The organism is Massilia polaris (genome assembly GCF_012927275.1).
Classification (GTDB): Bacteria; Pseudomonadota; Gammaproteobacteria; order Burkholderiales; family Burkholderiaceae_D; genus Telluria_A; species Telluria_A polaris.
Map to the genome: position 1 here is coordinate 65,562 of NZ_JABBGG010000009.1, position 11,300 is coordinate 76,861.

The 11,300-nt window shown below is 62.8% G+C and carries 10 protein-coding genes and 1 pseudogene; 2 read left to right on the top strand and 9 right to left on the bottom strand.

From position 1 onward, the window contains the following. Nucleotides 1–15 precede the first annotated feature (15 nt). Complete coding sequence (locus HHL21_RS15975) at nt 16–924, bottom strand: LysR family transcriptional regulator (protein ID WP_169467632.1); 909 nt, start codon at nt 922–924, stop codon at nt 16–18. Nucleotides 925–1,029: 105 nt separating this feature from the next. Between HHL21_RS15975 and HHL21_RS15980 the strand changes: the two genes are divergently transcribed. Further along, on the top strand, nt 1,030–2,094 hold the full coding sequence (locus tag HHL21_RS15980; protein ID WP_169467634.1) for a DUF475 domain-containing protein: 1,065 nt from the start codon (nt 1,030–1,032) through the stop codon (nt 2,092–2,094). Between the two features lie 319 nt (nt 2,095–2,413). Here the strand turns inward: HHL21_RS15980 and HHL21_RS15985 are convergent, their stop codons facing one another. From HHL21_RS15985 to HHL21_RS15995, 3 genes and pseudogenes are all read right to left on the bottom strand, one after another. Further along, nucleotides 2,414–2,806 carry a hypothetical protein gene (locus tag HHL21_RS15985; RefSeq protein ID WP_169467636.1) on the bottom strand — a complete coding sequence of 131 codons (393 nt, stop codon included), beginning with the start codon at nt 2,804–2,806 and terminating at the stop codon, nt 2,414–2,416. Nucleotides 2,807–2,964: 158 nt separating this feature from the next. Further along, nucleotides 2,965–4,102, bottom strand: a pseudogene (locus tag HHL21_RS15990) (thiolase family protein). Between the two features lie 16 nt (nt 4,103–4,118). Further along, entirely contained in the window at nt 4,119–5,168 is a 1,050-nt protein-coding gene (locus HHL21_RS15995; RefSeq protein WP_169467638.1) for an aldo/keto reductase, read from the bottom strand. Between the two features lie 114 nt (nt 5,169–5,282). Here HHL21_RS15995 and HHL21_RS16000 point away from each other — a divergent pair, with 114 nt between their 5' ends. Further along, nucleotides 5,283–5,855 (top strand): TetR/AcrR family transcriptional regulator, encoded by a 573-nt coding sequence (locus tag HHL21_RS16000; protein WP_169467640.1) that lies wholly within the window; start codon nt 5,283–5,285, stop codon nt 5,853–5,855. 122 nt (nt 5,856–5,977) lie between these two features. On the opposite strand, the gene rpoH is transcribed toward HHL21_RS16000, so the two are convergent. The 5 genes from rpoH to HHL21_RS16025 form a co-directional block, all read right to left on the bottom strand. After that, nucleotides 5,978–6,877 carry an RNA polymerase sigma factor RpoH gene (gene rpoH, locus HHL21_RS16005; RefSeq protein ID WP_206085815.1) on the bottom strand — a complete coding sequence of 300 codons (900 nt, stop codon included), beginning with the start codon at nt 6,875–6,877 and terminating at the stop codon, nt 5,978–5,980. 449 nt (nt 6,878–7,326) lie between these two features. Next, on the bottom strand, nt 7,327–8,247 hold the full coding sequence (gene ftsX / locus HHL21_RS16010; protein WP_169467644.1) for a permease-like cell division protein FtsX: 921 nt from the start codon (nt 8,245–8,247) through the stop codon (nt 7,327–7,329). Then, nucleotides 8,244–8,903, bottom strand: a complete 660-nt coding sequence (locus tag HHL21_RS16015; protein ID WP_169467646.1) for a cell division ATP-binding protein FtsE — start codon at nt 8,901–8,903, stop codon at nt 8,244–8,246. Before HHL21_RS16015 ends, ftsX begins: the two co-directional genes overlap by 4 nt. A gap of 6 nt (nt 8,904–8,909) precedes the next feature. After that, a complete protein-coding gene (ftsY, locus tag HHL21_RS16020; RefSeq protein ID WP_169467648.1) occupies nt 8,910–10,169 on the bottom strand; it encodes a signal recognition particle-docking protein FtsY in 1,260 nt (419 codons plus the stop codon). A gap of 108 nt (nt 10,170–10,277) precedes the next feature. Next, nucleotides 10,278–11,216, bottom strand: coding sequence for a MerR family transcriptional regulator (locus tag HHL21_RS16025; protein WP_169467650.1), 939 nt, complete (start codon nt 11,214–11,216; stop codon nt 10,278–10,280). Between the last annotated feature and the right edge of the window lie 84 nt (nt 11,217–11,300).

Here is an 11,300-nt window from a genome sequence, read left to right on the forward strand (position 1 = left end):
CAGGCATTGTACAGTTCAAGCCGGATCCAAGACACCCTGGTGACCTGCCGACATGATTGCCTCGACGGCCGGGTGGGCGATCTTGCGTTCGTTCGAGATGGCGTAGCATTGCTCGCGCAGCTGGGGCACTTCGCCGACCAGCGTGGCGCCGAACTGTTTTTTCATGTCGGCCGCCGCCATGCTGGAAGCAAAGAAAAGGCCGGCCCCGCGGCGCCCGAATGTACCCAGCAGCGCGTTGTCGTCGAACTCGCCGACGACATCCGGACGCACATTGTGATGGTCGAACCATTCGTCGATTTTGCCGCGCAGGACGTTGTTCCGGGTCGGCAGCAGGAAGGGGGCGCGGTCGAGGCTGCGCGGGAAATCGCCGGCATACGCCTGCGCCAGCGGCGCGGCGCCGACCACGATGGTCGGACTTTCCAGCAGCAGGTGGCTGAACACGCGCAGCGGCGTGCCGGAGCGCACCGGGCGGTCGGTCAGCACCAGGTCGAGCTTGTGCAGGGCCAGGTCGGTCAGCAAGGCGTCGAACGGACCTTCGTTGCAGACCAGCCGCACCGGCGGCGCCAGGTGCATGGTCGCTTCCAGCAAACGGAACGCGGTCGGCTTGGGCAGCGAGTCGGAAATTCCGACGGTCAGCCGGGTGCGCGTGGTTTCGGCCTGGCCGAGCGCGTCCTGCATCTGTTCTCCAAGCAGGAAAATCTGGTCGGCGTACGATAGCGCGGTGCGCCCGGCCTCGGTCAGCACAAGCCGGCGGCCTTGCTGGGTGAACAGCGATTTTCCCAGCGCCTGCTCCAGCAGGCCGAGCTGGGTGCTGACGGTCTGGATTGCGAGGCCCAGGCGGGTGGCTGCGCGCGTGATGCCGCCTTCCTTCGCGACAACCCAAAAATAGTAGAGATGCCGGAAATTGATGCCGCTGTCTTTCATTTGACTTCCGTTTTTACGAAGTAACGCTTCAATTATCTCCTATTTTTAAATTAGCTCTGGCAAACTACACTGCTGCCATTAAATAACAATAGAGGGAAGAATCTTATGAAACACTTCAGGTGGTCGTTTATTGTCACAGTCATCTGTCTCGCGGTTGCGGGCTGGTGGGGTTATCAGAACGCAGGCCTGGGCGGCGCCCTGACCGCGCTCGGCATCGCCATCATCCTCGGCGTGATGGAAGTCTCGCTGTCGTTCGACAACGCGGTCGTCAATGCATCGGTCCTCAAGACCTGGGACGAATTCTGGAAAAAACTGTTCCTCGGCCTCGGCATCATCATCGCCGTGTTCGGTATGCGCCTGGTGTTCCCGCTGGTGATCGTCGCGGTTGCCGCCGACCTGGGCATGGCCGAGGTGTGGAACCTGGCGCTGACCGATCCCAAGGCGTTCTCGCTGCACCTGACCAACCACCACGCTGAAGTGGCGGCGTTCGGCGGCATGTTCCTGCTGCTGGTGTTCCTGAACTTCCTGCTCGATGACGAAAAAGAGCTGCACTGGCTTGGCAACTTCGAGCAGAAGATTGGTTCGCTCGGCAAGGTGTCGTCGATCGCGGTGATGATCGCGCTCGGTACGCTGATGGGCAGCCTGACCATGGTCGAAGAAGGCCAGAAGATGATCGTGCTGATGGCAGGCCTGTGGGGCATCCTGATCTACATCGGCGTCGACACGATTTCGAGCCTGCTTGAAAAAGGCGAAGAGGGCGGCGGCGAAATGGGCGATATGGTCAAGCGCGGCGGTATCGGCGGCTTCCTGTACCTCGAAGTGCTGGATGCGTCGTTCTCGTTCGACGGCGTGATCGGCGCGTTCGCGATCACCAGCGACGTCGTGATCATTATGCTGGGCCTGGCGATTGGCGCGATGTTCGTGCGTTCGATGACCGTCTACCTGGTCGACAAGGGCACGCTGGATCAATACGTCTACCTTGAGCACGGCGCGCACTACGCGATCGGTATCCTCGCCGCGATCATGTTGGCAAGTATGAAGTTCCACATCCCGGAAATCTTCACTGGCCTGATCGGCGTGGCATTCATTGTCGCTTCGCTGTGGTCGTCGGTCCGCTACAACAAACAGCAGCACCTGGAAACGGTGAAGCTGGGCGTTCGACATCATTAAATAGTACGCTGCGCCAGACAGTGCGCAGCGCGTATTGCATCGGTTAGTGACATCTTCCCGGCCTGGTTACCGGACTGGTTTGGGGAGCCGTCAGCAGCTGGTGCGATACGCGCTGCGCATTGTCCGTTTACGCGCTCGAAATTTACGCGCGCGCTTTTGGACCAGCGCAGCGGCCTGCGATGCCTGGTCGCTGATGGTCGCGTCGCCGCCGCCAGTTCCGGTGGCGACTGGCGTCTTGGCCTAAGCGGCAATCAGTGAGAAGGAGAGGGTAGTGGCGAGAAGCGTTTTGACGAGGCGGGGCGGGCGGCTGGGCATGGATTCAAATGTTGGTGATGCTGACGGTGACTGGATGCGGCGGCGGTTCCTGGTGTGTCATGCGCACCGGCGGCGGATCGGTTGTCGCCAGCACGATGCGCACGCCCTTGAGCGCCTTCGTGTCGAAGGTGGGCCTGTCGATGTCGAGCATGAACGGTTCGGACGCCGTCTTCCCGATCAGCGTGAAGTGGTAAATGATGCTGCCGGCCCAGATGCAGCGGGCGTTCGACGGGCAGCGGCTGTCGATGGCGCGCTCATAGCGCAGGCTGATCGTTTCGCCGAGGGCGAGCGTCTGCTGTGGCTGGAGGGTCAGGGTGGCGTCGTTCACGGGAGCCTCGCTGATGGTGGCGCACGCTGCAAGAAGGCATGCTGCTGCGAGAGTCAGATAGCGGGTCATGGCGTTAGCCCATCGGTAGGTGCGATGAGTGTATCAAACTTGCCATTGGCGGGCCGCGCGCAGATGTGCCCGGATGAGGGGAGGCAGCAAACATCTGCGCGGCTGGGGCCGTATTATTTTTCCGAGGTGCGCGAACCGTTCAACATCTTGGAGCAGGCTCAGTCCATCGTCTCAAGAATTGTCGCAATTCCCTGGCCACCACCAATACACTGGGTCGCCAGCGCATAGCGCCCACCCTCCCGCGCCAGGAGCGATGCCGCCTTTCCCACGATCCGCGCGCCGGTCGCTCCCAACGGATGGCCAATCGCCAATCCTCCGCCATCAAGGTTTACCCTCGCCATATCGAGACCCAGTTCACGGATGCATGCCAGCGCTTGCGAGCCGAATGCCTCGTTAATCTCCACGACATCGATGTCGGCCACCGTCAGGCCCGCGCGTTCGAGCGCCAGCCTGGTTGCCGGCACCGGGCCCATTCCCATCAGTGCAGGGTCGCAGCCGAAAGTCGCCATCGACTTGATGCGCGCCGATGGCTTCAAGCCATGCTTGCGCGCGAATGCATCGCTGGTGACCAGCACTGCCGACGCGCCGTCGGTCAGTGGAGATGATGTGCCCGCAGTGACCACCCCGTCATCCCTGAACACAGGGCGCAGTCCGGCCAGCGCTTCCAGCGTCGTGCCGGGCCGGATGCAGCCGTCCTCCGCGACCCGGACGCCGCGGCCATCATCGATCGGCACGATTTCATCCTTTAGCCGTCCTTCAGCACGCGCAGCGGCGGCCTTCAGGTGCGACTCCATGGCAAGCCGTTCCTGGTCGGCGCGGCGCTACTTCATAGCGCCGCGCCACGTTCTCCGCGGTGAGTCCCATGCTGATGTAGGCGTCGGTTTCTTCCAGCAGGGTAGGGTTGGGCGAAAAATTGAATCCCCCCTGTGGCACCATCGTCATCGACTCGACGCCGATGCAAAGATAGGCCTCGCCCAGGCCTGCCTCGATCTGGGCAGCGGCGATGTGGATTGCTGACATGGACGAACCGCAGAAGCGGTTGACGGTCATCCCGCCCAGCTGCTGCGGCAGGCCCGCCAACAAGGACACGATACGGGCCAGGTTGTTGCCCTGCGATGCCTCGGGGTAAGCACAGCCGAGGATCACGTCGTCGAGCAGGGCCGGGCTGACGCCGGTTCGCTGTACCAGCCCGCGCACCACTTGCGCCGCCAGGTCGTCGGGACGGACTTCGGCCAGTGCGCCTTTACGTGAAAAGTGAAATGGCGAGCGCGCATATCCGGAAATGACTGCTTTCATGCTGGTTCCTTTTAAGTTATGCAACCGGGTGAATCCGGCGGCCGGTCAGTTCTGGCTTGCCGCCGGCGATGGCAAGCTGGCTCTCGGAAATTTGACGATGCGGTGTGCCTGGTTCGACCGCGCTGACTTCGTCAAGGCGCGCGATCTGCCCAGCGCTCAGGGTCAGCTTGAGCGCGCCCAGCGTGCTGTCGAGCTGCGCGAGCGTGCGTGGACCGAGGATCGGTACCAGCGCGGTCGACGACGCCGCATCCTGGTGCATGATCCAGGCGATGGCCACGTGGGCCGGGGGAACTTCGTGCTCGGCCGCGATCGCCAGCACGGTATCGAGGATGGCGGTCTCGCGGGCCGATTTTTCACTGTGGACCAGCATGCCAAGGTTCTGCAGGCGCGAGGTCTCGTTCTGATTCCGGTATTTGCCGGTCAGGAAGCCTCCGCCGAGCGGCGACCACAATGCTCCGCCGAGACCGAGAGCCTCTATCATCGGCATCAAGTCGCGGTCGGCCGTGCGTTCGGCCAGGCTGTACTCGAGCTGGATGCCGGCGATCGGCGCCCATCCGCGCAGGTCGGCCATCAGGTCGGCACGCGCTGCACGCCAGGCCGGGAAGTTGGAAAGGCCCGCGTAGACGATCTTGCCAGAGCGGACCAGGTCGTCAAATCCGCGCATGATTTCTTCGGTGGGCGTGGTGGCGTCGGCGAAGTGAGCCCAGTACAGGTCGATGCGGTCAGTGTTGAGCCGTTTCAGGCTCGCTTCAACCGCCTGCACCATACTCTTGCGGCTGTTGCCGGTGCTGGAAGGCGATGTGCCGTTCAGGGTGAATTTGGTGGCGAGCACGAGGTCGTCGCGCTGGCCGGCAATGAACTCGCCGACAAATTGTTCCGACTGGCCGCCCTGGTAACCATCGGCCGTGTCGATGAAATTCCCGCCCGCCGCCAGGTAGGCGTCGAACATGGCTTTCGCGTCGGCCTTCTCTGCGCCGTGGCCCCAGCCAGTGCCAAAATTGCCCGTCCCGAGTGCCAGCTCGGAAACGCGAAGACCCGTACGGCGGCCAAAAGTTTTGTATTTCATCGTTACTTCAGACATGTTTGTTCCCCTTATAAATTACGATCATCATCAAGACTTTATATATTATGTTCGTAATGTATAATGTCAAGGACAAATTCGCTTTGAAGGAGGCAGATCATGAAAGTCAGCAAACAACAGGCGGCCCAAAACCGCGAGCGCGTCGTTGAGACGGCAGCCAAGTTGTTCCGGGAGCATGGTTACAACGGAATCGGCGTGGCCGACCTGATGAAAGCGGCGGGGATGACCCATGGCGGCTTCTATGCCAAATTCGGTTCCAAGGAAGCGCTGTTGGCCGAGGCTGCCGCCAAGGCAATCGAGGTGTCGATGGAGGATTGGGACAGGGTCGTCGCCAAACAGCCTGGCGATCCGCTGCGGGCGGTGACGGAGGCCTATCTTTCTCCCTTACACCGGGACCAGATTGGCAGGGGCTGTGCGATCGCTGCGCTGGGACCGGAACTGTCGCGCCTGTCGGATGAAGTGCGCGATGCGGTAACGGACGGTGTCAGCAAGCAGATCGACAAGTTGACGCCAATAATGCACCAAGCGGATCCGCAAGCGCAGCGCCAGTCCGCATTGGCTGCATATGCAGCGATGGTCGGTGCTCTGGTTCTCGCCCGTGCTGTCACCGACGAGAAGCTGTCGGCGGAAATGATGGACGCAGTGCTGGAAAGTATAAACAGAGCGGTCTGAACGGTGCGTGATCGCGCATGAAGGTTGGCGCGATGGGTGAATCAAACCCGCCAATGGCCGGACGCGCTTCGGACGTAAAAAAGGCGCCCGCAGGCGCCTTCGTTCGATCGGTCCGGACCGGCTTACACAAACGCCGCCAGCGAACCTTTCATTTTCTTCAGTGCCGCCGCTTCGATCTGGCGGATACGCTCGGCGGACACGCCGAATTCGGCAGCCAGCGTGTGCAGGGTCGCACCCGAGCCATCGTCGTTGGCCAGCCAGCGCGCTTCGATGATGCGGCGCGAACGCGGGTCCAGCTTCGACAGCGCCGACGCCAGTCCCTCCGACTGCAGGCGCGTGACCTGCTCGGCTTCCAGCACCTTGGTCGGCTCCGACAGGTCGGACGACAGGTAGGCGATTGGCGAGAACTTGTCGTCTTCGTCGTCGGTCGGCGATTCGAGCGCGATGTCGCGGCCCGACAGGCGCGTTTCCATCTCGATGACTTCTTCACGCTTGACGTCGAGCAGCTTGGCCAGCGCATCGATCTGGGTCGGCGACATCGCATCCAGACCCGTCTTGTTGCTGCGCAGGTTGAAGAACAGCTTGCGCTGGGCCTTGGTCGTGGCGACCTTCACCAGGCGCCAGTTCTTCAGGATGTATTCGTGCATTTCGGCCTTGATCCAGTGCATTGCATAGGACACCAGGCGAACGCCCTGGTTAGGATCGAAACGCTTGACCGCTTTCATCAGCCCGATATTGCCTTCCTGGATCAGGTCGGCGTGCGGCAGGCCGTAGCCAAGGTAGCCGCGCGCGATCGATACCACCAGGCGCAGGTGCGACAGCACCAACTCCTGTGCGGCGCCGAGGTCGTTGCTGTCGCGCAGGCGGCGGGCCAGCGACTGTTCTTCCTCATGCGTCAGCATCGGCAGACGGTTGACCGCCGAAATGTAGGCATCGATATTACCAAGATTGCCAGTAAATCCGAGTCCGAGAGCACGACTTCCAGTCGGAACCAGTGCGGATTGTGCGGACGTCATAGTCATCTATTTCCTCGTAATGTGAGCAGTGCTGCATCGTCAATTTGCCATGGCAGCATTTCCCATGGAGCGACAGTTACGGTGTGTTACCCGGACGCTAGCGGTAGTGTTTTCGAATACTCTGCCAGGCGCTGGTCATATATTAGCACTCTCCAGCAACGAGTGCCAATCGCCCCCAAATTTGCTTTTCGACATCAATTTAAGATTGCCGTACGGAAATATATTTAGAAGATTCCACTCTATGGCGAGCCAGGATTTACCGAATTGAGATGCGTCAAAAGTATTGCAGAGTAATCATGCAGGTACGGGCTTAAGACGGCCTTAAGACGCGCGGTCGATGCGTTCATTTTAAAGGAAGGGGGGAGCGATTTCTGTACGATGAATCACTTTCGCGGCCGAAGCGGGAACTTGACCGCTAGCCCGGCGCGGCGGCCGGGATAGCGGGACGCGTGGCGTTAAGCCAGCCGCGCCAGGTGGCGGCGGATCGACAGCATGGCGCCGACCAGCCCGAGTCCGGCGCTGATGGCCAGCAAGCCGAGGCTTGCCAAAGGACCGAGCGGCAGCAGCAGGAACTCCGATGCGTACAGCCGGGCGAACTCGGCAACCGCGCTGTTGAGCGGCTGCAGCGACAACGCGACCGCGCCGAGCGCCACCACGCCGGCGCCAAGTCCGAGCAGCATGCCGGTGTAATAGAACGGACGGTGGATGAAGTTGTCGGTCGCGCCGAGCAGCTTGGCCATCGTGATTTCTTCGCGCTGGGTCAGCACCTGCAGGCGGATCGTGTTGAACACCACCGCGATCACCACCATGCCGAGCGTGACCGCCAGCAGCAGCAGCGCCAGGCGCAGCACATTGAGCAGGGCGGCGAGGCGCTTGACCCAGGCCGAGTCCACGTGCACCGCGTCGACGTTCGGCAGCGCGCGCAGCTTGTCGGCCAGCGTGTCGATGCCGGCGGCATCCCTGGCGCTGTCGTAGCCGTCGAGCTTGAGCACATAGCTGTCGGGCAGCGGATTCTCGCCCAGCGTATCGAGCACGTCGGCGGTTGCGCTCTTGGCCTTCAGTTTCTCCAGCGCTTCCTCGCGCGGCACGAAGGTAACGGTGGCGCGCTGCGCGCCGACGCTCTTCTCCAGTGCCGGCACCAGTGCGCGCGCCTGCTCGCGGGTCGCGCCGGGCGACACGAACAGGCTCAGTTCAGGTTCGACCGCAAGCTGTTGCGACAGCGGCCTGACGTTGTCGAGCAGGGTCAGGCCCGCGAACGGCAGCGCCAGTGCGATGGCGACGACGATCACATTGAACAGGAAGCTGCCCGGCGCGCGGCGGATGGTGGCGAACGCGCCGTCGAGCGCGAAGCGGTGTTGGCGGATCCAGCTCTTCATGCCGCACCCCCGACCAGCTGGCCGTGTTCGATGTGGATCACGCGCTTCGCGCTTTCCAGCACCTGCTCGTCGTGGGTCGAAATCAGGCAGGTGACGCCAACCGCGTTAAACGCACGCAGCGCGTCGAGCACCTTGTCGGCGCTGGCGCGGTCGAGGTTCGCGGTCGGTTCGTCGGCCAGGATGATCTGCGGGCGGTTGACGATGGCGCGGGCGATGGCCACGCGCTGCTGTTCGCCGCCGGACAGTTCGAGCGGCATGGCGGACGCGCGGTCCAGCATGCCGACCTTCTCAAGCGCGGCGCGGGCGCGCTGCTCGGCCTCGCGGCGCGGCGCGCCGGTCACCAGCAGCGGCAGCATGGCATTGGCCAGCACGGTGCGGTCGGTCAGCAGGCGCTGGTCCTGCAGCACCAGGCCGAGCTTGCGGCGCAGGAAAGGCACGCCGGCGTTACCGAGCTTGCCGATATCCTGGCCATTGACCAGCACACGGCCGCTGGTCGGACGCTCGATCGCGGCGATCATCTTGAACAAGGTGGATTTTCCCGCGCCGGACGGGCCGGCCAGGTAGGCCAGCTCGCCCTTGGCGATATTGAGCGATACGTCGCGCAGCGCGACAGCATCGGCGGAGTACTGCTTTGACACCGATTGAAATTCGATCATGAGGCCTTATCCGAGCAGCGCTTCGACAAATTCGTCAGCCTTGAATGGCTGCAGGTCTTCGATCTTCTCGCCCACGCCGATGAAATACACCGGCACCGGGCGGGTGCGCGCGATTGCTGCCAGCACGCCGCCTTTCGCGGTGCCGTCCAGTTTCGTGATGACGAGGCCAGTCAGGGTCAGCGCGTCGTCGAAGGCCTTGACCTGCGCCAGCGCGTTCTGTCCGGTGTTGCCGTCGATGACCAGCAGCGTCTCGTGCGGGGCGCCTTCCATGCCCTTGCCGATCACGCGCTTGATCTTGCGGAGTTCTTCCATCAGGTGCAGCTGGGTCGGCAGGCGTCCGGCCGTGTCGACCATGACCACGTCCATGCCGCGCGCTTTACCCGACTGCACCGCGTCGAAGGCGACGGCGGCCGGATCGCCCGACTCCTGCGAGATGACGGTGACGTTGTTGCGCTGTCCCCAGACCATCAGCTGTTCGCGCGCGGCGGCGCGAAAGGTGTCTCCCGCGGCCAGCAGCACCGACTGGTGGTAGGTCTGCATGTGCTTGGCCAGCTTGCCGATGGTGGTGGTCTTGCCGGCGCCGTTGACGCCCGCAATCATCATCACCAGCGGTTCGTAGCGGCCCAGCTCCAGCGGCTTTTCGAGTGGACGCAGCATGTCGGTCATCAGCACCTTGAGCGCGGCCTTGACCTCGACGGCGTCGAGCAGCTTGTCTTCCTTGACTTTCCTGCGCAGCGCGTCGAGCAGGTGCTGGGTGGCGTCCATGCCCGCGTCGGACATCAGCAGCGCCGCTTCCAGTTCTTCGTACAGGTCTTCGTCGATGCGGGCGCCGACAAACAGCAGGCTCAGGTTGTTGGACGTCTTCGACAGGCCGGCCTTGAGGCGGTCCATCCAGGATTTTTTGCGGTCCGCTTCGCTGCCGAGGCGTTCGGCGGTTTCCGGGATCAGCTCGGCGACTTCGACGACTGGAGCGGGAGCGGGAGCAGGTTCTGGTGCGGGCACCGGCGCCGGTTGAACGACTGGCGGGGCGACGGGTGCAGGCGCAACCGGCTGCAGCACTGGCGGTGCGGAAAATGTCGAGGTTGTGCCGTAGCGGCGCGCCATGCCGGATGGCGCTGGCGCTGGAGCCGGAACAGGCGTCGGCGCCACAGGCGCGGCAGGCTCAACGTGAACAGGTGCAACCGGCGCAGGAGCAGGCGGCGGCGCGATTGGCTCGGGCGCCGCACTCTCTTCCGGGCGGAGAATTTTTTTGAAGAAACTAAACATGGGTCTGTATCGGCGGGCGCTGCATGCACATTCCCTCGACTGCGGGGAACGATGAATTGGATCGCGCGTATTTTACCAGAGCAGTGCCCGTGATTCTTGTCATCCTGTCTAATTGGCAAGCTCGACACGGCTGGTGCGCCAGCGGCCCACCGCACCGGCGATGCCCTCAAGGTCGAGCACGCAGTCGGGCCCCAGCTGGCGAATCAGCTGGGCTGCGCAGGCGCCGCCGATCCAGACCTCTGCGCTACCGTCCAGCCGTTCCTTCAGCTGGGAGATGTTGTCGATCGCGGCGCGCGATGAAATTCCGATAGAAAACGACAGCGCGACGACATCCGCGCGGTGGACTTTAGCGGCGGCAACGATCTCGGACAGCGGCGTCTGCACGCCCAGCGAGATGCAGCATGCACCTTCCAGGGCAAACAGCGCTTCGGCCATCAGCAGGCCGAGGCCGTGGCGCTCCATCGGAACGGTGGTCAGCAGGATGCGCGGGCTGGCCTGGTCGCGCTCGTTCGGCTGGCTTGCGGCAAAGATCGCGGCGCGCATTACGCCTTGCAGTGTTTCCGCATACAGGTGTTCCTCGAACACGGCCAGGCGGCCGGCGGACCACGCATCTCCCACCAGCGTCGTCAGCGGCGCAACCAGCTCGGTGACGAAGCTGCGCAGGCCAAGGCGCAGCTGGGCCTGGACCATCGTTTGGCGCAGCTCATGCATCCGGTGCCCGGCAAGCAGCGCCATGCACTCGGCGAGCAGCGGGTCGTTGGCGTTGGGCGGCGGCGTGGTCGTCTTGCGCGCCGCCAGCTGGGCCAGCTCGTCGCCCGACAGGTTGACAATTTTTCCTGGACGGTAGCCGTTGTCGATCAGCCTCTTAATTAGTTGCAACCGAACGCGTTGCTCCACCGAATATATCCGTTCACCGTTCGCATCCCGGCTTGGCTTGGGAAACTCATAGCGCCGTTCCCAGACGCGCAGGGTTTCCTTGGCGATACCGGTCTCGCGTTCAACCTCGCTAATGGTGATCATGCGTTCGGCGTGGGCATTGTTGCTCATGGGTAATCCTGTGGTGGTGCCGGTATGTATAGGACAGAGTTTTTGCATTGTAAGCGTATCCGCGGCTGTTCAGCTACGGAAACT

Excerpts from the sequence above, each read along its gene's own strand:
- HHL21_RS16000 (WP_169467640.1), top strand. The coding sequence starts at position 5,283 with ATGAAAGTCAGCAAACAACAGGCGGCCCAAAACCGCGAGCGCGTCGTT.
- ftsY (WP_169467648.1), bottom strand. The coding sequence starts at position 10,169 with ATGTTTAGTTTCTTCAAAAAAATTCTCCGCCCGGAAGAGAGTGCGGCG.
- HHL21_RS15975 (WP_169467632.1), bottom strand. The coding sequence starts at position 924 with ATGAAAGACAGCGGCATCAATTTCCGGCATCTCTACTATTTTTGGGTT.
- HHL21_RS16025 (WP_169467650.1), bottom strand. The coding sequence starts at position 11,216 with ATGAGCAACAATGCCCACGCCGAACGCATGATCACCATTAGCGAGGTT.
- HHL21_RS15995 (WP_169467638.1), bottom strand. The coding sequence starts at position 5,168 with ATGAAATACAAAACTTTTGGCCGCCGTACGGGTCTTCGCGTTTCCGAG.
- ftsX (WP_169467644.1), bottom strand. The coding sequence starts at position 8,247 with ATGAAGAGCTGGATCCGCCAACACCGCTTCGCGCTCGACGGCGCGTTC.
- HHL21_RS15980 (WP_169467634.1), top strand. The coding sequence starts at position 1,030 with ATGAAACACTTCAGGTGGTCGTTTATTGTCACAGTCATCTGTCTCGCG.
- HHL21_RS15985 (WP_169467636.1), bottom strand. The coding sequence starts at position 2,806 with ATGACCCGCTATCTGACTCTCGCAGCAGCATGCCTTCTTGCAGCGTGC.
- rpoH (WP_206085815.1), bottom strand. The coding sequence starts at position 6,877 with ATGACTATGACGTCCGCACAATCCGCACTGGTTCCGACTGGAAGTCGT.
- HHL21_RS16015 (WP_169467646.1), bottom strand. The coding sequence starts at position 8,903 with ATGATCGAATTTCAATCGGTGTCAAAGCAGTACTCCGCCGATGCTGTC.